At 70.8% G+C, this 20,103-nt stretch carries 20 protein-coding genes; 13 read left to right on the forward strand and 7 right to left on the reverse strand.

Features of this window, described 5'->3' with window-relative positions; translation table 11 throughout:
• The first annotated feature begins 111 nt into the window (after positions 1-111).
• Positions 112-2,547 carry a glycoside hydrolase family 65 protein gene (locus EV376_RS23235; RefSeq protein WP_207228330.1) on the forward strand — a complete coding sequence of 812 codons (2,436 nt, stop codon included), beginning with the start codon at positions 112-114 and terminating at the stop codon, positions 2,545-2,547.
• 92 nt (positions 2,548-2,639) lie between these two features.
• On the opposite strand, the gene EV376_RS23240 is transcribed toward EV376_RS23235, so the two are convergent.
• Positions 2,640-2,990: a hypothetical protein gene (locus EV376_RS23240; protein WP_486482768.1), complete on the reverse strand. Its 351-nt coding sequence runs from the start codon at positions 2,988-2,990 to the stop codon at positions 2,640-2,642.
• A gap of 275 nt (positions 2,991-3,265) precedes the next feature.
• Here EV376_RS23240 and EV376_RS23245 point away from each other — a divergent pair, with 275 nt between their 5' ends.
• From EV376_RS23245 to EV376_RS23270, 6 genes are all read left to right on the forward strand, one after another.
• Positions 3,266-6,187, forward strand: a complete 2,922-nt coding sequence (locus EV376_RS23245) for a BTAD domain-containing putative transcriptional regulator (RefSeq protein WP_130326537.1) — start codon at positions 3,266-3,268, stop codon at positions 6,185-6,187.
• Between the two features lie 67 nt (positions 6,188-6,254).
• Positions 6,255-6,494, forward strand: a complete 240-nt coding sequence (locus tag EV376_RS23250; RefSeq protein ID WP_130326539.1) for a hypothetical protein — start codon at positions 6,255-6,257, stop codon at positions 6,492-6,494.
• Positions 6,495-6,563: 69 nt separating this feature from the next.
• Positions 6,564-7,046, forward strand: coding sequence for a hypothetical protein (locus EV376_RS23255; protein ID WP_130326541.1), 483 nt, complete (start codon positions 6,564-6,566; stop codon positions 7,044-7,046).
• A 2-nt stretch (positions 7,047-7,048) separates the two neighbouring features.
• The gene (locus EV376_RS23260) at positions 7,049-8,827 is read left to right on the forward strand and encodes an ABC transporter ATP-binding protein (RefSeq protein WP_130326543.1); all 1,779 of its coding nucleotides are present in this window, start codon (positions 7,049-7,051) and stop codon (positions 8,825-8,827) included.
• Positions 8,824-9,135, forward strand: coding sequence for a S24/S26 family peptidase (locus EV376_RS23265; RefSeq protein ID WP_130326545.1), 312 nt, complete (start codon positions 8,824-8,826; stop codon positions 9,133-9,135). Before EV376_RS23260 ends, EV376_RS23265 begins: the two co-directional genes overlap by 4 nt.
• Positions 9,132-9,638, forward strand: coding sequence for a MauE/DoxX family redox-associated membrane protein (locus EV376_RS23270; RefSeq protein ID WP_130326547.1), 507 nt, complete (start codon positions 9,132-9,134; stop codon positions 9,636-9,638). Before EV376_RS23265 ends, EV376_RS23270 begins: the two co-directional genes overlap by 4 nt.
• An 83-nt stretch (positions 9,639-9,721) precedes the next feature.
• Here EV376_RS23270 and EV376_RS23275 read toward each other — a convergent pair whose 3' ends face one another.
• Genes EV376_RS23275 through EV376_RS23285 form a run of 3 tightly spaced genes read right to left on the reverse strand, consistent with a single transcriptional unit; the run spans position 9,722 to position 11,373 of the window.
• Positions 9,722-10,519, reverse strand: coding sequence for a DsbA family protein (locus EV376_RS23275; protein ID WP_130326549.1), 798 nt, complete (start codon positions 10,517-10,519; stop codon positions 9,722-9,724).
• A gap of 22 nt (positions 10,520-10,541) precedes the next feature.
• Positions 10,542-10,886, reverse strand: coding sequence for a ferredoxin (gene fdxA / locus EV376_RS23280; RefSeq protein WP_130326551.1), 345 nt, complete (start codon positions 10,884-10,886; stop codon positions 10,542-10,544).
• Positions 10,887-10,905: 19 nt separating this feature from the next.
• Positions 10,906-11,373 carry a hemerythrin domain-containing protein gene (locus EV376_RS23285; RefSeq protein WP_130326553.1) on the reverse strand — a complete coding sequence of 156 codons (468 nt, stop codon included), beginning with the start codon at positions 11,371-11,373 and terminating at the stop codon, positions 10,906-10,908.
• Between the two features lie 368 nt (positions 11,374-11,741).
• Here EV376_RS23285 and EV376_RS23290 point away from each other — a divergent pair, with 368 nt between their 5' ends.
• A complete protein-coding gene (locus tag EV376_RS23290; protein ID WP_486482769.1) occupies positions 11,742-12,212 on the forward strand; it encodes an IS1096 element passenger TnpR family protein in 471 nt (156 codons plus the stop codon).
• Between the two features lie 545 nt (positions 12,213-12,757).
• Positions 12,758-14,065 carry a cellulose binding domain-containing protein gene (locus EV376_RS23295; protein WP_130326557.1) on the forward strand — a complete coding sequence of 436 codons (1,308 nt, stop codon included), beginning with the start codon at positions 12,758-12,760 and terminating at the stop codon, positions 14,063-14,065.
• Between the two features lie 105 nt (positions 14,066-14,170).
• On the opposite strand, the gene EV376_RS23300 is transcribed toward EV376_RS23295, so the two are convergent.
• From EV376_RS23300 to EV376_RS23310, 3 genes are all read right to left on the reverse strand, one after another.
• On the reverse strand, positions 14,171-14,635 hold the full coding sequence (locus tag EV376_RS23300; protein WP_130326559.1) for a DUF3237 domain-containing protein: 465 nt from the start codon (positions 14,633-14,635) through the stop codon (positions 14,171-14,173).
• 94 nt (positions 14,636-14,729) lie between these two features.
• Positions 14,730-15,197 (reverse strand): MarR family transcriptional regulator, encoded by a 468-nt coding sequence (locus EV376_RS23305; protein ID WP_207228332.1) that lies wholly within the window; start codon positions 15,195-15,197, stop codon positions 14,730-14,732.
• A complete protein-coding gene (locus EV376_RS23310) occupies positions 15,194-16,423 on the reverse strand; it encodes a flavin-dependent oxidoreductase (protein ID WP_486482919.1) in 1,230 nt (409 codons plus the stop codon). The genes EV376_RS23305 and EV376_RS23310 overlap by 4 nt, the downstream gene beginning before the upstream one ends.
• 262 nt (positions 16,424-16,685) lie before the next feature.
• Between EV376_RS23310 and EV376_RS23315 the strand changes: the two genes are divergently transcribed.
• The 4 genes from EV376_RS23315 to EV376_RS23330 are packed head-to-tail and all read left to right on the forward strand — an operon-like array spanning position 16,686 to position 20,051.
• Entirely contained in the window at positions 16,686-17,660 is a 975-nt protein-coding gene (locus EV376_RS23315; protein ID WP_130326564.1) for an ABC transporter substrate-binding protein, read from the forward strand.
• Between the two features lie 6 nt (positions 17,661-17,666).
• Complete coding sequence (locus EV376_RS23320; protein ID WP_130326566.1) at positions 17,667-18,434, forward strand: ABC transporter permease; 768 nt, start codon at positions 17,667-17,669, stop codon at positions 18,432-18,434.
• Complete coding sequence (locus EV376_RS23325) at positions 18,431-19,246, forward strand: ABC transporter permease (RefSeq protein ID WP_130326568.1); 816 nt, start codon at positions 18,431-18,433, stop codon at positions 19,244-19,246. The genes EV376_RS23320 and EV376_RS23325 overlap by 4 nt, the downstream gene beginning before the upstream one ends.
• A complete protein-coding gene (locus EV376_RS23330; protein WP_130326570.1) occupies positions 19,239-20,051 on the forward strand; it encodes an ABC transporter ATP-binding protein in 813 nt (270 codons plus the stop codon). The genes EV376_RS23325 and EV376_RS23330 overlap by 8 nt, the downstream gene beginning before the upstream one ends.
• Positions 20,052-20,103: the final 52 nt, after the last annotated feature.

The raw sequence follows: 20,103 nt of genomic DNA on the forward strand, positions 1-20,103 counted from the left end.
TGCGGCTCGCCGCGCCCGGCCACGCCACGTTACGAACCCATCTTTCTGCTGAAAATGCGCGCAGATCGGACCGGGCCGACGAAGACTGGACCGTGGCGCGACCGTGAGCGGGTGAGCGCCGGTTCGGGGGGAAAGTGCGTGGAAGAGCGCCCGATGGACGGATGGACCTGGTGCTACGAGGGCTACGACCCACGCGAGGAGGGCCTGCGGGAAGTGCTGTGTACCGTGGGCAACGGGTATCTCGCCAGCCGAGGCGCGGCCCCGGAAAGTCTCGCCGACGGCATCCACTATCCGGGCACCTACGCCGCCGGCATCTACAACCGTCGGGCCAGCGAGGTGGCGGGCCGACGGGTCGAGAACGAGTGCCTGGTCAATCTGCCGAACTGGCTGCTGTTGACCTTCCGGGTCGGCGACGATCCGTGGTTCGACATTGACAGCGTTGACATCCTGGAATACCGCCAGGTGCTGGACCTGCGCCAGGCCACCCTCCACCGCCGCGTTCGCTTTCGGGACGGCAAGGGCCGCATCACCATCGTCACCCAGCGCCGTTTCGCGCACATGCGATTCCCGCACGCCTGCGTACTGGAGTCCACGATCACGGCGGAGAACTGGTCCGACCGACTGGCAGTCCGCTCGGCCCTCGACGGCACCGTCCAGAACACGCTGGTCGCCCGGTACCGGGGACTCGCCGGCGACCATCTCCTGCCGGTGCGCATCGACGAGGTATCCGACGACTCCGTCCTGCTCGAGGTGCAGACCAACCAGTCGCACGTCAGGGTGGCCATGGCCGCCAGAACGGCGGTGCACGGCGAGGGAAGACTCGACCAACGCCGCCTCGTCGAGCGCGATGGATGGATCGGCCACGACATCGACGTCGAACTCCACGCCGGGCGCTCCGTCCGGCTCGAGAAGGTGGTCACCGTCTTCACCAGCCGCGACAGCGCCACCCTGGAGCCGGCCGAGCAGGCCGTGCGATGGCTACGTCGCTTGGGCGCCCCGCGATCGCTGTTGACCGACCACGCCACGGCGTGGCACCACCTGTGGCAGCGTTACTCCTTTGGAACCGGAGTCGGTGCGGAAGAAACGGAAATGCTGCGCATCGTGCGGCTACACCTGCTGCACCTGCTGCAGACCGTGTCGCCCAACAGCCAGGACCTCGACATCGGGGTACCGCCCCGAGGCCTGCACGGCGAGGCGTACCGCGGTCACATCCTGTGGGACGAACTCTTCGTCCTGCCGGTCCTGAACCTGCGCACTCCCGCGGTGAGCAGAGGCTTGCTGCTCTACCGCCACCGGCGGCTGCCCGAGGCCCGTCAGGCGGCGCTCGCCGCCGGCCACGCCGGCGCCATGTATCCGTGGCAGTCCGGCAGCGACGGGCGGGAGGAGAGCCCGCGCCTGCACGTCAACCCCGTTTCAGGACGCTGGCTACCCGATCCCACCCACTTGCAGCGACACGTCGGCCTCGCCGTCGCCTACAACGTCTGGCAGTACGTCCAGGTCACGGACGATCGGGAGTTCCTCGCCCACCACGGCGCCGAGATGTTGCTGGAGACGGCGCGGTTCTGGGCCAGCCTCGCCAGCTACGACGCCAACCGGAACCGGTACGTCATCCGGAACGTGATGGGGCCGGACGAGTTCCACTGGCGCTATCCCGGTGCCGACCACGACGGCATCAACAACAACGCCTACACCAACGTGATGGCGGTGTGGGTGCTCCTACGTGCCGTGGACGCGCTCGACGCCCTTTCGGCGCAGAGCCGGGCGGAACTGCTCGACACGCTCCGGCTCGGTGCCGATGAACTCGTACGCTGGGACGACATCACCCGCAAGATGTTCGTGCCGTTCCATGACGACGGCGTCATCAGCCAGTTTGAGGGCTACGAGAGGCTCGATGAGCTGGACTGGGACTCCTACCACGAACGGTACGGCAACATCCAGCGTCTCGACCGCCTCTTGGAAGCCGAAGGCGACGACGTCAACCGCTACAAGGCATCCAAGCAGGCCGACGTCCTTATGCTGTTCTACCTGCTGTCAGCGGACGAGCTGCGCGACCTACTCCAGAGACTGGGGTACCGACTCGACGCACCGATGATCTCGCGTACCGTCGACTACTACCTCGCCCGTACCTCACACGGCTCCACCCTCAGTGCGGTCGTGCACGCCTGGGTCCTCACCCGCGCCCACCGAGAGCAGGGCGTGGACCTGTTCTTCCGGGCGCTGCGCGCCGACGTCGTCGACATCCAGGGCGGCACCACCGCAGAAGGTATCCACTTGGCCGCGATGGCCGGCAGTATCGACCTCCTGCAACGGTGCTTCGCCGGCATCGAGACCCGCGACGGGCAGCTGTTCCTCAATCCGTACTGGCCGAGGTCACTGCAGGCGCTCTGCTTCGGCATCCGCTATCGGGAACACGTCCTGACGGTGCGGATCAGCGGGCGGACGGTACGGATCGACAGCGCCGCCGGAAAACAGCAACCGATCCGGGTTTCCTGTCGCAGCAGGACGGCCGACCTGAGACCAGGATCCGCTCTCACCTTCGCCTTCTGACGTCGCGAGCCCGGAGCGGGCCCACCTCGGGCTAGGTCCTCGGCGCAATCTCTGGATCCGCCTGTCGCAGCCAGGAGTCGTGGGTAGCGGCGTCAGCGGGCCTCCATCACGGTCGTGTCGACCAGCCGGTTGTCCTCGGTGCCGGGTAACGTTCGGGCCGGAGGAAGTCTGCCCGCCCGGAGCAGAGCGCCTGGGAGTTGATGACCGAGTTTCCGTTCGAGCCAGGAGACGGCCGAGGCGAGTTCCTCCAGGTCCAGTCCGGTGGCCTGCCCCATCCGATCGAAGAGGTAGACGAGATCCTCGGTGGCGACGTTACCGGTCGCCGCCGGCGCGAACGGGCAACCGCCTGCTCCACCGATGCTGGCGTCGAGGGTGGTGACGCCCGCCTGGACGGCGGCAACCGCGTTGGCCACGCCGGTGTGCCGGGTGTCGTGCAGGTGCAAGCGCAGCGGTGTCCGCGATCAGAGCGACGACCTGGTTGTGCCCGCCTCGGCGAGGTTTCATAGTGCTGTGGCAGGGCTGCCTGTCCTGCTCCGCACGGTCTTCGCCGCCGCTGCCCCACCGTCACCCGCAACGCCACCCGAGCCGTGCGATACACCACCGCAGGCGCGGACGGATCTCGACGGCGAGACATGGTTCCAAGCCGCCACAGCCCTGTGATGAACTCCCGCACCCGACCGACCCGACGAGCGTTTAAACACCGCGCTAGCTTTGCGCGGTGCGCGGGTATCGGATCGGCGTCCTCGGACGGATCGAGTTGAGCGTCGACGGGGTAGCTGTGTCGCTCGCCCCGCTGGAACGGGGATTCGTCGCGAGCCTGGCGGCCCACCCTGGGCGCATCGTCTCCGTCGACCGTCTGATCGACGGTCTCTGGTCGGATCATCCGCCCGCGGGGGCGCGCAACCGGGTGCAGGCGATCGTCGCCTCGATCCGGCGCGGTGCGAGCCCGGAGCTGATCCTCACCAGGTCACCCGGCTACCAGTTGAACGCCTCGGTGGTCGTCGACTCGGCGGAGTTCGCCGCCGAGGTGCAGCGCGCCGCGGCCGCCACCGACGCCCGCTGTGCGGTGGAGCTGCTCGACCGGGCGCTGGCGCGTTGGCGCGACGACGCGTTCGTCGACGTCGGTGCGAGGCTGGTCGACTTCGAGCGCGATCGGCTTCGCGAGCTGCGTGAGCATGCGATCGAGCTGCGCGTCGAGGCGTTGCTGTCGCTGGGTCTGCACCAGGAGCTGGTGCCCGAGCTGACCACACTGGTACGCGATCGGCCGCTGCGGGAACGGCTGCGCGGTCAGCTCATGGTGGCCCTGCACCGCAGCGGCCGGCAGGCGGAGGCGCTCGCCGTCTACCGGGACGGGGCCCGGATACTCGCCGACGAGCACGGCATCGACCCGGGGCCACATCTGCGGCAGCTGCACCGGGAGATCCTCGGGAACGAGCAGGAGACGTCCCCCCGAGCGTGGGTGCGTCCCAACCAGCTGCCCGGCGTCACCGGTGACTTCGTCGGACGGGACAAGGAGCTCGGGCTGCTGCTGTCGTTGCTGGGGCGGAACCCGCCGGCGGTCGGCGCCGCTCAGGTCGTCGTCGTGACCGGGCTGGCGGGAACGGGCAAGACCACGCTGGCGCTGCGGGCGGCCCACGAGAGCCGCCATCGTTTCGCCGCCGGGTGTCTGTACGCGGACCTGCGCGGCAACACCACGGACCCGGCCCGGCCGGGTGCCGTGCTCGGCGCCTTCCTGCGCGCCCTCGGAGTGGCCGGCGAGGCCATCCCGGAAGCGGCCGAGGAACGCGCGGCGCTGTACCGGTCCGTGCTGGCCGACCAGCCCATGCTGGTGATGTTGGACAGCGCGGCGGACGCGGCCCAGGTGCGTCCGCTGCTGCCCTCCGCCGGCGGCAGCGCCCTGATCACCAGCACCTCGACGTTGCCCGGGCTGGCGGGCACCGAGGTCGTCGCGCTCGACGTCCTGCCGGTCGACGACGGTCTGGACCTGCTGGCCGGGCTCGCCGGCGCCGAGCGGATCAGCCGGGAGGCCGCGGCGGCGGCCGACGTCGTGGAGTTGTGCGGGCGCCTGCCGCTGGCGTTGCGCATCGCCGGCGTACGGCTGGGCGAGCGGGAGGCGATGACCGTGGCGCGGCTGCGTGACCGGCTGCGCGACGAGCGACGCCGCCTCGACGAGCTGTCGCTCGACGGGCTCGACGTGCGCAGCAGCTTCACCGTCGGGTTCGAGCGGTTGGCGCCGTCCGCCGCGCGGTTGCTCGCGGTGCTCAGCCGTACGTCGTTGCGCAGCTTCGGCATGTGGGACGAGACCATCGAACCACTGCTGGAGCAGCTGTGCCGGTCCCACCTGCTGACCGCCGATGCCGACGGCAGGGTACGCATGCACGACCTCGTCCGGTTGCACGCCCGGGAGCGCACCGACGTCACCGCCGACGAGGTGATCGCCTGGTACGCGCGGCTGCACGCCTACGCCGAACGCGCCGACGCGTCACTGCCCTGCAAGGCCCTGCCGGTGGTGGACGTGGAGTGCGTGATCGACGCCGGGGAAGCCGTCGACTGGTTCGAGGCGGAACTGGAGAACCTGGTCGCGGCGGTGCGGGACCTGCTGGGGTTGGGCGCGGTCGACCTGGCCGGGCGGCTGGCCGGCACGATGGGCAACTTCGCGCTGATGCGCAGCCAGCACCTGCCCGAGTTCGTCGACTGCCTGCGCGGCGTGCTCGAGCGCCACGCCGACCTGTCGTTGCCGACCCGGATGTCGCTGCGGCTGCGCCTGGGCACGGCGTACCGGATGTTGAACCGGCACGGCGAGGCCGTGCCGCTGCTGCGCGCGGCACACCGGGACAGCCGCGGGTCGCTGGTGGCGCACCGGCTCGTCGCGTTGCAGGGCTATTCGCTGTGCTGCCGTCAGCTCGGTCGGTTGCGGGAGGCGGACGCCGCGCTGCTGCTGCTGGTGCGGTTGTGCGCCGCGCACTGGCCGGGCGGCCCGGCCGGCGGGCACGTGCTGCTGACCCTGGGCATGCAGTACGGGCAGTACCAGCACACCTCACCGTTCGCCCACGCCTGCTTCACCGCAGCCCTGCCGCTCTTCGAGGCGGCCGGTGACCGGTGGGGCGAGGCGCTCGCGCGGGAGAGCATCGGGCTGCTGCACCGGCATGCCGAGGAGTGGCCGCAGGCCCTGGAGCACCTGCGGCAGGCGGTGGACACCGCTCGCCGGCTCGGTGACCGGATGAGCGTGACAACCGCCGAGCAGGCGCTGGCCGCGACGCACCTCGCCGCCGGCGACAGCGACTCCGCACGCCGGCTGCTGACCCGTACGGTCCCGGCGTTCCGCGAGATGCGCCACGAGTGGGGCGAGGCGATCTCCCGCCGGCTGCTCGGCAAGGTGTACCTCGAGGAGGGCGACGCGGATCGGGCGGTGGCCGAGCTGGAAGGTTCGGTGGCGATGCTGCGCGGTATCGGGCAGCCGTTCCCGCTCGCGAACTCGCTGAGCCTGCTGGCACGGGCGCAGGCCAGCCTCGGCAGGCCCGACCGGGCGGTGGCGCTCGGCGAGCAGGCGCTGGGCATCTTCGAGCACTTCGACGCCGCGTACGCCGATGACCTGCGCGGATGGCTGGCGCGCTGGCGGAGCGCAGCCCCCGCGCAGTAGAAGCGCAGGGCGTGCGCAGCGGGGGTCAGCACAGTGATGGGCAACCACCCACATAGGAGGTCTGCCCATGACCAGGATCATCACCCGCGTCGGCGACGCCGTCCTCGGCAAGGTGCTCGGGCGCGAAGAGGCCGGCGCCTGCGTGCCGGAGCACGGCCAGGCGTGCTCGTGCGTCGCGTCCGACGGCTACTGCTCGGGCGGCAGCTACTTCCGCCGTTACCGGCAGGGCTACTACAACTGCAACGGCGCGTGCGTGACGTCGACGTCGCGGTCGGTCTGCTACGTCAAGAAGGCCGGCGCCTGCTGACCTTCTCCCCCGCTGGGGGCCGCGCCGGGGGGCGCGGCCCCCGCACCTCTGAGTTGCCGAGGAGTTCCCATGCCGGGTTTCGTCTACGCCGCCATCACCGTCGTCGGCGCGGTCGCCGTACTCAACCTCGTCCTGACCCTGGCTCTGGCCCGGCGGCTGCGCGAGGCGCAGACCGGCCACGCCCACGACGGCGAGCCCGTTCCCGAGGTGCTGCCCGCCGCGGGTCTTCAGGTCAGCGGTTTCCCGCACGCCGACCTGGCCTCCGGCCGGCGCACGGTGGTCCTGCTGACGCCGACCTGCCCGCCGTGCCAGACCCTCCTGGACGCCCTCACCGCCGACGCCGAGCGCTACCGCCACGACACCCTCGTCCTCATGATCGGCACGCCGGAGGAGACGGCGCCCATGGCGCCGCGCCTGGCCGGCTTCGACACCGCGACCATCACCGAGGCGCTCGCCGAGCGGGAGTTCCAGGTCAAGGGGTTCCCCGCCGTGCTGTCGGTCGTCGACGGTGTGGTCGTCGACGCCGATCACCAGCTTCCGGTCCTGGCCTGACCGTGGCCACGCTGCGAGCCGCCCTGCGGCTGGGCTGCGCCGACCCGAAGGCGCTCGCCGCCATGGTCGTGCTCGTCCTCGTCGGCGCGGCGCCACCGATCGGCGTGGCGTGGTTCATGAAGCTGCTGTTCGACGAGGTGAGCAGGGGCCGCGCGGCCAGCCCGTCGGCCGCGACCTGGTACGCCGTGGCGATCGCCGTCCTGGGCGCCCTCGCGGTGATCGCCAACCGCCTGTCCGGCTACTTCACCACGGCGTTGCAGCACGCGATCACCATCGCCGCCGACGTGCGGCTGTACCGGAAACTGAACGGCTTTCTCGGGCTCGGCCCCTTCGAGCAGCCGGCACTGCGCGACCGGCTGGCGCTGGCCCAGCAGGCCGCCGATCAGGCGCCGTACGCGATCGTCATGTTCACGGTCAGCGTGGCCCAGAGCGTCGTGACCATCGGCGGCTTCGCCGCGATCCTGGCCTCCCTGTGGCCACCGGCCGGCCTGCTCCTGCTGGCCGTGGCCGTGCCCGAGTTCCTCATCCAGCTGCGGCTGTCGCGGCGGGCCGCGCGGGCCGTGGAGGACAGTGCCAGCCTGTTCCGGGCCCGCTTCCTGTTCCAGACCGTGCTGACCGACCTGCGCGCCGCCCGGGAGGTGCGCCTGTTCCACCTCGGCCGGTTCTTCCACGACCGGCTCACCGGTGCGGTGCGCTCGGCCGCCCGGATCGAGCTGGCCGCCGCGCGGCACGCCACCGTGGTGCAGACCTGCTGGGCGCTGGCCGGTGCCGCGGTGACCCTCACCGCGACGGTGATCGCGGTGAACGCCGCGGTCCGCGGCCGGCTCAGCCTCGGCGACCTCACGCTCCTGCTGGCCGCGTTCGCCGCGGCGCAGGGCGGTCTGGCGGGCATCGCCGGTCAGCTCGGCGAGGCCGGCACGGCGATGCGGCTGTTCCGGCACTACGTCGCCGTTCTCGGCAGTCCCGCCGACCTGCCCGACGGGACGCGGCCGGCGCCGCCGCTGCGCAGCGGAATCCGGTTCGAGGACGTGTGGTTCCGCTACGACGAGGACGGCCCGTGGATCCTCCAGGGTGTCGACCTCACGATCACCGCCGGTGAGGCCGTCGGGCTCGTCGGCCTCAACGGCGCCGGCAAGAGCACCCTGGTCAAGCTGCTCTGCCGGTTCTACGACCCGGACCGCGGGCGGATCACCTGGGACGGCGTGGACCTGCGCGAGCTGCGGGTCGAGACGCTACGCCGGCGGATGGGGGCGGTGTTCCAGGACTTCATGTGCTACGACCTCACGGCAGCGGAGAACGTCGGCATCGGCCGGCTGCCGCACACGGCCAAGCAGGTCGAGGACGCGGCGGCGCGGGCCGAGATCCACGAGCGCCTGCGCGCCCTCCCCCACGGATACGCCACGTTGCTCAGCCGCACCTTCGCCGGTCAGGACGGCGAGCCCGGGGTGACGCTGTCCGGCGGGCAGTGGCAGCGGGTCGCGCTGGCCAGGTCGCTGATGCGCGCCGACGCCGACCTGCTCATCCTCGACGAGCCCAGCTCCGGGCTCGACGCCGACGCCGAGACCCGCGTGCACGCGTCACTGGCCCGCATCCGCCACGGGCGCACGGGGCTGCTCATCTCCCACCGGCTGAGCACCCTGCGCGACGCGCGGCGCATCGTCGTGCTGGCCGCCGGACGGGTCATCGAGTCCGGTGCCCACGACGAGCTGATGGCGGCCGACGGTGAGTACGCGCGGTTGTTCCGCCTGCAGGCCGAGGGCTACCAGCTGGCGATGTCATGACCGGTTGGCTGCGCCGCCGCTGGCGGCCGGTGGTCGTACGGGGGAACAGCATGGCGCCGACGCTGCGCGACGGCGACCGGCTCGTCGTCCGTGTCGGGCGGGCACCGGCCCCCGGTGACCTCGTCGTGTTCCGGGCCCGCGACGTCGTGGCGGGCACGGACCTGACGTGGATGGTCAAACGCGTACAGCGGGTGGAACCGGACGGTGCCGTGACCGTCCGCGGGGACAACGCCAACAGCCAGGACTCGCGGCACTTCGGAGCGGTGCCACGCGAGGCGATCCTCGGCGTGGCCAGAGGGAGGCGATGAGCATGTACGTCGAGATCGCGTGCCGGGTGCTGCTCGGCACGGTCCTGCTGGCGGCCGCCATCGGCAAGGTCTCCGGGCGGGCCGCGTTCGGCGAGTTCACCCGGTCGGTGCGCGACATGGGCTACCAGCCGGCCGGCCCGCTCGCCGCGGCCGTGGTCGCCGCCGAGTTCACCGCCGTCGTCCTGCTGGCGGTGTTCCCGCCGGCCGGCTTCCTCGCGGCCACCGCCCTGCTGCTCGCCTTCACCGTCGCCGTCGTCGCGAACCTGCGGCGGGGCGGCGCCACCTGCCGCTGTTTCGGCCGCACCGCCGCCCCTCTGGGCCGGCACCACGTGTGGCGCAACGCCTTCCTCGTCGGCTGCGCCCTCGTCGGCGCGCTCGCGCCGACCGGACCCGTGCGCCCGGGTGAAGCGGTCCCGGCGGTCGCGGTCGCCCTGGTCGTCGGCGTGCTGGTCGTCATGCTCGACGACCTGCGCTACCTGTTCGGCGCGTCCGACCGGGGGTGACGCGGGCGAGATCTCTCGCCGACGCCGGGCAAGCCGACGGTGCCGCGCGCGGGGCCTTCCCGTGCACCGCCGACCGCGCGACGTCAAACGGCCGTGGCCGCTCGACGCCGCTCGTCGCGTTCACCTGCTGGCCACGGCGTGGGGTGCGCGGTGGCGTCACGGACAGCATCCCGGCCGGCCTCGGCAGCCGCACGGTGCGCCGGCGGGTCGGTGAGCAGTTCGGCCAGGTACGCCAGCCCTCGAAGACCTGGCAGAGCGGTGCCGTCGGGATCCACCACAACGGGTACGACGGGCCCGCCGGCGGCCAGCCAGTCGGTGCGCCACTGGTGCGACCGGCGCCAGCCGGTCGTGGTCAGGGGGATTCCGTTGGGGGCGATGGTGGCGCCGAGGATCCGGGTGGTGTGCAGGGGGGCGGGGTTGCCGAATCCGGGTGGCGGCAGTTCCGGCGAGTTGAGGTAGGGCTCGATGGGGTAGGGCGGGTAGGTGATGCCGGCGACGACGGCGCGCACGTCGTAGGCGCTGCTGAGGTGCTGCCCACGCAGCCAGATGGCGTCGAACAGGGCGCGCCGCAGGTCGTGCTCGACGTTGTCGGTGACCGCTTCGGCGTACGCGGAGACGGCCGCCAGCGTGTTGCTGATGATGGTGGGGGCCGCCTCGGGTGGGTGCTCGCCGGGCAGGGCGAGCAGGCGGATCTCGGCCAGCTCGCGTTTCCACCGGTCCGGGTCGGCGGCGGCCGGGGTGCCGGTCATCGACAGCCGAGGGTCGTGCTCGACGGCCCGCCAGTCGACCTCGGCGCGGCGGTGTCGCCGTAACGTGTCGACGCGCTGGCTGGCCAGGTAGGAGTAGGAGCAGTTGAAGTCGCCGTAGACGATCAGACGCATCGGTGTCTCCTGCCTTCGCCGCTCACGTCGTCGGACGGGGGTATCCGGCGACCAGTGGAGTGTCGACCGCCAGCCGGCCCAGCTTGGCGGCCCCGCCCGGCGACCCCAGCGGGGCCTCGGCTCCCGGCAGCGGCTCGGCGAAGAACCGGGCGTTGTCGGCGGTGAACACGGACCACCGTTCGGGTAGGTCGTCCTCGTAGAAGATCGCCTCGACCGGGCAGACCGGCTCGCAGGCGCCGCAGTCGACGCACTCGTCCGGGTGGATGTACAGCGCCCGGTCGCCTTCGTAGATGCAGTCAACCGGGCATTCCTCCACACAGGCCCGGTCGACCACGTCGATGCACGGCTCCGCGATCACGTACGTCATGCCGCCTCCCCCAGTGTCGTCACCGGCCGCCTCCTCGCCGCTGTCCAGGCCGCCGCGGTGGGTTGCTGCGGGGCAGCCGGTCCCAGGCCGGAATCGGCAGGGCGATGACCGCGGCCGGGAACAGCCCGTGCTCCTCGTTGTCGATGTGCCGGTGCAGCCGGCCCAGGGCGGCCAGCACCGCCGGCCAGTCCGGTGCCGCGCGATCGACGGCGCCGAGGACACCGTGGATGTCGTCGTGCTCGTCACAGAGCCGGTCAACCGCTTCGGTGAGGCTGCCCTCGGCGCGCAGCTCGACGAACAGACCGCGCTCCTCGACGTCGGTGTGCGGCGTCAACAGCGCGAGCAGCTCGTCGAGCCGGACGACGGGGTCACCGACGCCGGAGGTGATCGCCGTGCGCAGCCGACCGGCGGCGTTGGCGATCGCCTCGTGTTCGGTGGTCAGCTGACCGATCAACGGGAACTCCCGGCAGCCGCAGTAGTTGCACATGACCGATCTCCCGACGCTGTCGTGGTGATGCTCGCAGGTTGTCCCGGTAAATCCCGGGCGGGTAGGGCCGTTAGGCCTGTGCCCCCGGCCGGATGCCGGCCGGGAAAAGGTGGCGACCGCCGGCAACGCGGGGGGGTGGCCGCCGCCGTCGGGGAGGTGGTCTTGGCCAGTTCGTCAACCAGCGAGGTAGGAAGAACATGCGCCACCCGCGGGCCTGGTCCGGTGCCGGTGTCGGTGTCGGTGCGTAGCCTGCACGGCGGCGACGGCGGTTTTCGATGGAAGGGTGATCGGTGGCGCGTACCTGGCTGTCCGTACGGGTTGAGCTGGTCTCCGGTCGTGGCGTCGACCTGTGGCCTCGACCCGGCAGGGTGTTCGCCGCGAGCCGGTCACACACCTTCGCCCAATTGGCTGACGCGATCGACCTGGCGTTCGCCCGCTGGGACCTGGCCCACATGCACATGTTCACGACGGCCGACCAGACCCAGATCACGCCGCTGGCGCTGTGGGATGGCGAAGCGCCCGAGGGCAGCATCGACAGTGACCGGACCAAGCTCAGCCGGCTGGCTGGCGGCGAGCAGTTCGCGTACCTGTTCGACTTCGGTGACGACTGGGCACATCTGTGTACCGTCGCCGAGTCCCGCATCGATCCGCTGCAGACGCTCGGCGGTGTGCCTGCCGGGCCGATGCCGTACTTCGGCTGGGGTGACGTACCCGATCAGTATGGCCGGCGCTGGGACGGCGACGACGGCGGATCGCAGCCGCCGAAACCGCCGCGCCACCCGTTCGCCGAGCTTCCGCCGCTGCTGCCCTGGTGGGGGCCGCGCCAGCGCGGCCAGTAGCGATCCGGGGATCATCGGCCGACAACCGCCTGGGCACGTTCACGCGTACCTGCTTGAGCAGGCGAACCCGTAGTCGACATCCGCCGTGCTCAGGAACCTGGTGAGCAGCTCGGCGATTGAGCGTGTTATCGATAACATGCTATCTTTTGGCGCGCGGGCGAAGGGCACGCTCGCGATCACCTCGATCCAGCCGGAGAGGCGCGCCGAGGGCGCAACCCAGGCCGCCTCGCCGGTGGGTGACCAGTCCGGGCGCTGTGCAGGTGCCAGGCGACCACAGGCGGTCGCCGGCCGACATCGGTCCGGCCACATGCCCGCCTCCGTGCCGTCGTGGACGATCCCGGCGCCGACGGACGGCCACACCCGCGCGGGTACACCGGGCCCGGACTACCGGAGCGGAACGGGCGTCGCCATGCCTACCAGGCGACGCCGGAGAAAGCCGCCAGCACCTCGCTGACCGTCGGTCGGCGGAGCGCGGCCCGTGGTCAACGGGCCGGCCTCGCACCACATCACCGGCACACGACGACCAACGGCAAGGAGCCAAAGCTATGAAACGGAGACTCCTTCTCTCATCCATCTCGGCCGCAGCGGTTCTCCTCGCGGCGACCGCCGTTGGCGCGCGGAGCGTGGGCTTCGGCGACGCGGCGGTGGCCGCGACGAACGGCACCCTCGCCGCGACCGCAGGCTGCGGCAAGGCCCCCACACTCAGCAGCGGTACGCACACGATTCAGAGCAGCGGACAGAATCGAAGCTTCATCCTGCGGATCCCGGACGGATACGACAGGAACCGCCCCTACCGGCTGATTGTCGGCTTCCACTGGCTCAACGGCTCGGCTGCCAACGTCGCCTCAGCCGGCTACTACGGGCTCGCGCCTCTGGCGAACAACAGCGCGATCTTCGTCGCGCCCCAGGGCCTCAACGCCGGCTGGGCCAACACCAACGGTCGGGACCTGACCCTCTTCGACGACATCTCCCGGCAGATCGAGAACGATCTCTGCGTCGACACGACCCAGCGCTTCGTGCTCGGATGGAGCTACGGCGGGGCGATGAGCTATGCCGTGGCCTGCGCTCGACCCACCGTCGTCCGGGCGGTCGCGGTCCTGTCCGGCGCCAACCTCAGCGGATGCAACGGCGGCACCCAGCCCGTCCCGTACTTCGGCATCCACGGCACCTACGACAGCGTGCTGAACATCTCCCAGGGTCGGGCACTGCGCGACACCTTCGTCCGGAACAACGGCTGCGCCGCACAGAACCCACCCGAGCCGAGCCGAGGCAGCCTGACCCACATCACCACGACCTACTCCGGCTGCCGAACCGGCTACCCCGTGCAGTGGGCCGCGTTCGACGGCGACCACACCCCCAGTCCGGTCGACGGATCGTCCAGCCCCAACGACTCCAGGACCTGGACCTCCGGGGAAATCTGGAGATTCTTCACCCAGTTCTCCTCCACCACGCCGCCCACCACCACGCCCCCGACGACCACGCCGCCCACGACCACGCCGCCCACGACCACGCCCCCCACCACCACGCCCCCCACCACGCCTCCCCCGTCGACCAGCTGCGTCGCCACCTACCGCACGGTCAACAGCTGGCCCGGCGGCTTCCAGGCTGAGGTCACCGTGGCCAACAACACCGCCACCACGATCAACGGCTGGACCGTACGTCTGACCCTGGCCAGCGGCCAGGCCATCAGCAGCCTCTGGAACGGCACCAACACCGGCACCACGGGCAACGTCACCGTGCGAAACGCCCCCTACAACGGCACGTTGGGCGTGAACGCCTCGACCACCTTCGGGTTCACCGCCACCGGCGACGGCACCACTCCGGCCAGCAACATCACCTGCACCAGCCCCTGAGCGCGGCATTGCCCGGGGCCCGGTGCCAGCTGGCGCCGGGCCCGTGGGCAGGTGGGCCGGGGCGACGTTCCAGTGGGGATGTCGGCCGTCTTCATCGCCCTGCGCTCAGGTGACGCGGTAGGCCGTGTAGCGCACCCGGTCGCCCTCGCGAATCGCGGACGCCACGAAGACGCACTGCTCCAGGACGGCCAGCGTAGGCGCCGAGGTCTCCAGCCGTACGCACAGGCGGAAGTAGTACTCCGACGCGTCCACCGTGTCGCCGCGTTGCAACGCATCCAGGATCTCCGGGCGGCCGCTGCGGACGCCGACCGTACGGATGTCGACGTGGCCGCCGTCGGCGGTACGCGCCGAATAGCGCGCGTCGATCTCGACCCCGCCGTCGGGGCGGACCAGCTGCCAGTCGGCGCCGCCAGGGAGGATGTCGGCTTCGAAGAGGCCGGTGACCCGGCCGCCGACAACAGGTACGACGCGGCGGTGACCGGCGCGGGTCACCCCATGGTCCTCCAGTGCGCCGAGCCGGGCCTCCACATCGAAGGCGGCCTCCAGACCGGGAACCGGGGGCGCACTCACGGGGTCCCGTCCGGCAGGTCGACGCAGCGGGGGCGGAGTTCGGTGCGGCAGCCGCCTCGGTTGGCGCGGTGCGACGGCCGCCGTGGCGGCGTACTCATGGATTCTCCTTGCCTCGCGTGAGCGCGTCGCGCAGGCGTTCCAGCGCGGGCACCGCGGCGGCGAGGGCGGACCGGTCCTCCTCCGACAAGGTGGCCGCGGCGCGGGCGACCAGATTTCCACTCGCGAGGTCGAAGCGGTCGAACAGGTCGAGGGCCTTCGCGGTGGCGAGGACGTCGACGTGGCGGAGGTTGCCGGGACGGGGGCGGCGCTCGACGAGACCGTTGCCCTCCATGGCGGTAAGGAGGTTGCTGACCGTCGAGCGGCTCAGGCGGAGTCGTGCGGCGAGTTCGCCGGGGGTGGACACCGTTCCGCGGGGCAGCGCCCGGACGATCTCGATCTGCGCGTCCGGGATCTCCGGCAGGTCCTCGGCGGCCCGGGCGGCGGCGAGCAGCGTGCGGCGCAGCGGCGAGATCACCGACGCCAGGCGGGCGGCGTCCAGCTCCGTCGCCTCCGAGCGGGTCACGGCAGGATGCCCGTGAAGACCGTCGGCGTCAGGGAAGCCCGTTCGTTGAGAGCGGAGGGCAGAAAGCCGGCCGCCTTCTTGTAGCCGGTGGCGATCTCGGTGAGCTCCTCCGGCGGAATGACGTCGTGGATGTGCGTGAACCCGTCCGGCGCGCGCTCGTGGGCGAGCACCATCACCTGTTCCGGGCCCTGCCGCCGGTTGCTCAGCACGAGCGCGGTGGTCGCCGGCCGCCGATCCGCCTCGTAGGCGTCGAGCGCCTGCCGAACCGTCGACGCGGTGGCGAGGTGGAAGGCGAGCGTACGGGCGTCCAGGATGGCCTGCGACGCCCCGTTGGAGCCGTTCGGGTACATCGGGTGCGCCGCGTCCCCGAGCAGGGTGGTGTTGCCGTACGTCCATCTTTCGATCGGGTCGCGGTCCACCATGGGATATTCGAGGATCTCGTCGACGGCGCGCAACAGGTGCGGCACGTCGAGCCACGGGAAGCGCCACTTGTCGAAGAGCGCGATGATCGGTGCGGGGTCGACCGGCCGGTTCCAGTCGGCGTTCGGCGCGGCGAGGCCCGGGCCGCGCCGCTCGCCGACGACATTGATCAGGTCCGGGCCGATCGGGTACGCGACGAACTTCTGTTCCGCGTCCCCCGCCATGATCATGGTTCGCCCGTCCAGGAATCCGGGCGCGCGTGCCGTCCCCCGCCACAGGGTCAGGCCGTTCCACACCGGCGCTCCCTCGCCGGGCCGATGCTGCCGGCGCAGCGCCGAGTGGATGCCATCCGCTCCGACGAGCAGGTCGGCCCTGACGTCGACCTGGCCCGCTGCCGTCTCGAAGCGCGCGACACCGTCCTGCACGTCGACGAGCCGATGCCCGGTGCGCACCGCGTCGGCGCCCAGCCGTTCCCGCACCGCGCTGAGGAGTTCCATCTGGAACTGGCCGCGGTGCACGGACAACTGCGGCCAGCGATATCCCGCGTCCAGGCCGCGCGGTTCGCTCCAGATCTGCTGACCGTGACGGTTGTAATAGGCCAGCGAGCCGGGCGCGACGCCCAGCCCTTCCACACGCTCGCGAAGGCCCAGTTCGGAAAGCTCACGGACGGCGTGCGGGAGTAGATTGATCCCGACGCCGAGGGGGCGAAGCGCGGCGGCGCGCTCATAGACGGCGATGTCACGGAAACCGGCCTGGTGCAGGCTCAGGGCGGTGGTGAGCCCACCGATACCGGCGCCCGCGATCACGATCGCCAAGCCGTCGCTCCCTCCGCCGCCGCGGACAACCAACCACACAGTTTGGTGACAAAATCGTCACGCGTCAAGACCGTTCTCAGCGGACTTTCACGATGAGGCGACATCACTCGAATCAATGTGAGTTGCCATATCAGAATTCTTGACAATCGATGCCCTCTGCACGACGCTGATCGGCGCGGTCGGATGGTCCACCTCACCCGCCGGCCGGCACTTCCTCACGATGCACCAGGGCTGCGCACGGAAGGGCTCGTCCATGAAGAAGGCCACCGCCCTCGCTGTTCTCGCCGGCATGGTCATCGCCCTGACGGGTTGTACGGATTCCGACGCCCCGACGCCGTCCAACCAAGCAAGCGGAGACCTGCGAAAGGTCCGCGTCGCGGCCCTTCCCATCAGCGAGACCGCCGCACTGTGGGGCGGCATCAAAGCGGGCATCTTCCGCAAGCGAGGACTCGATGTGCAGGTCCAGCCCGCGCAGGGCGGCGCGCAGGCCATTCCGGCGCTGATCAACGGCGATATCGACTTCGCCATCGGGCAGCCGTTCGGCCCCTTCCGCGCCGACCTGCAGAACCTCGGTGTGGTGATCGTCGGCAACTACGCGTCGTCCTACGCCGACGGCGACGACATCAACGCCGTGGTGGCGTCGGCGAAGTCCGGCATCACCCGACCGGCCCAGCTCGCGGGGCGCAAGGTGTCGGTCAACAGCCTCGGCGCGGCCGGCGACGTCACGATCATGGCGGCGGTCGAGAAGGACGGCGGCGACCCCAGCAAGATCCAGTTCGTCGAAGTCGCCTTCCCCGACGCCCCGGCCCAGCTCGCGGCCGGCAACATCGACGCCGCCTGGGTGACCGAGCCGTTCATCACCCAGCTACGTGAGCGCGGCGACGTCCTCGTGGTCGAGCCGTACCAGGCCACGATTCCCGGCCTCGCCACCCTCACCACGATCACATCGAGCAAGCTGAAGGAGTCCGACAACGCGCTGGTCACCGACTTCTCGGCCGCCATGATGGAAACACTCACCTGGGCCGCTGATCCCGCCAACGAGACGGACCTGCGTCAGGCCATCAAGGACAACCTCGAGCTCCCCGAAGCGGTCGCCGACTCCCTGCGGCTGCCGGCATTCGGGTGGGAACTCGACCGGGCAGGCCTGGAGCAACTGGCGACGCTCGCCCAGAAGTACCGCGTGCTCGACCAGCAGCCCGATTTCGACCGCCTCATCCAGCCGCAGTAACCGGCAATGCGCAAGGTCCTGCTGGGCACCGCCGGCCTGCTGGGGTTCCTCGCCGTCTGGCAACTGATCCCCACGCTGGGCCTGGTCGACCCGCAGTACCTGCCGTACGTCACGGACGTGTTCGCGTGGCTGGTCCAGGAAGTCCGCGACCTGGCGTTCTGGCGGCGAGTCCGGCTCACCATGACGTCGTGGGCAATCGGCCTGGCCGTGGCGACGCTCGCCGCGGTCATCCTGGGAACGACGATCGGGATCGTGCCGTTCCTGCGCCGCGCGACGCACACGACCGTGGAATTCCTGCGACCGGTGCCGTCGGTCGCGCTGATCCCCCTCGCCGTGCTGATGTTCGGCCTGCAGATGCGCGCCGCACTCGTCATCATCGTCTACGCCGCGTTCTGGCAGGTGTTCGTGCAGGTGATCTACGGTGTCGCCGACGTCGACACCGTCGCCCGGGACACCGCGCGAAGCTTCGGCCTCACCCGCGCCCAACGCCTGCGGTACCTCGTGCTCCCAACCGCCCTGCCGTACCTGATGACGGGTCTGCGCCTCGCCGCGGCGGTGGCGCTCATCCTGGCGGTCACCGCGGAGATGGTGATCGGCAACCCCGGCCTCGGGCGCTCTATCGAGCTCTCCCGCTCCGCCGGGGACGCCGTCGGCCTGTACGGCCTCGTCGTGGTCACCGGACTCCTCGGTGTCGCGGTGAACGTCGTGTTCCGCATCGTCGAACGCCGCTCGCTGGCCTGGCACCAGTCGGTGCTCTCGGAGGAGCCGCGATGACCGCCCTTCGCATGACAGACGTCCGCCCCCGCGGCCTGGTGACCCGGATCGCCGTGAACGCCTCGTTCGGGGTCGGGCTGCCCATCCTGATCCTGGTGCTCTGGGGCGCGTGGTCGACCCGGTCGACGAACCGGTTCCTCGTCGGTCCACTCACGATTCTCGACGCATTCCGGCACACCTGGATCGGCCCGGCCTTCGTCGACGACGTCCTGCCGAGCCTGTACCGCCTCGGCCTCGGCCTCCTGGCCTCGATCGCCCTCGGTGTCGCCGCCGGCGTCGTGATCGGCCGACTCCACCGGTTACGCGACATCCTCGAGCCGACGCTCGAGTTCTTCCGCGCGATTCCACCGCCGGTGCTGATTCCGGTCGCGATGCTGCTGCTCGGCATCACCGACACGATGAAGGTCGTCGTCATCGTGTCCGGCGCGATCTGGCCGATCCTGTTGAACACGATCGACGGCGTCCGAGCGACCGACAGCGTGATGCTGGAAACCGCGGACTCGTTCCGCATCCCCCGGTTGCGACGGCTGTGGTCGGTCGTGCTCCCTGCGGCGAGTCCGCGCATCATGACCGGCGTACGGCAGGCACTGTCGGTCGCGCTGATCCTCATGGTCATCTCGGAGATGTTCGCGTCGTCCTCCGGCCTCGGCTACCGAATCGCGTACTTCCAGCGGAACTACCTCGTCGCCGAGATGTGGAGCGGGATCCTCCTGCTCGGCCTCATCGGCGTCCTCCTCGCCGTGCTCTTCGGCCTCGTCGAACGGCGCGCCCTGCGCTGGTATCACGGAATGAAGGAGATCACCCGTGCCTGACGGCGGCCCCCTGCTGAAGGTCGAACACCTGCGTAAGGTCTACCCCTCCGCCGCGGGTGAGGTCGAGGCGATCGGCGACCTCAGCTTCACGATGCGACCCGGCGAACTGGTGTGCATCGTCGGACCGTCCGGATGCGGGAAGACCACCCTCCTGAAGTGCCTGGCCGGACTGCTGCGGCCCACCAGCGGCGTCGTCGAAATGGACGGATCGCCAGTGACGGGCCCGAGCCCGGCCATGGCCGTGGTCTTTCAGGAGTACGGCCGCAGCCTCTACCCGTGGCTGACCGTCCGGGGCAACGTCGAGCTCCCGCTTCGCCACAAGAAGCTCTCCCGCGCCGAGCGCGACCGGATCGTCACCGACGCCATCGACGCGGTCGGGCTGCGCCAGTCGGCGCGCAGCCATCCATGGCAGCTCTCCGGCGGGATGCAGCAACGGGTGGCCATCGCACGCGCCATCGCGTACCAGCCCGAGGTGCTCATCATGGACGAGCCGTTCGCCGCGGTGGACGCGCAGACCCGCGCCGATCTGGAGGACCTCGTCCGCGAGCTGCACCTGACTCGCGGGATCTCGACGGTCTTCGTGACGCACGACATCGACGAGTCGGTGTATCTGGGCCAACGCGTGCTCGTCCTGTCGAGCTCCCCGACCCGGGTGCAGGAGGACCTTGTGATCGACCTCCCACCGGAGCGCGATCAACTCACCACCCGGGCCCTGCCCCGGTTCACCGAGCTGAGGACCCAGGTCTACGAGCAGATCCAGCGGGCCAAACGCGGCCCGGCCGCGATGCCACGATCGGCGCCGTGACCTGCCACCTCTGCGGTCGTCATCATCGAGGCGGCCGGAGGCCGCGCAGGCC

This window comes from Micromonospora sp. CNZ295, assembly GCF_004217535.1.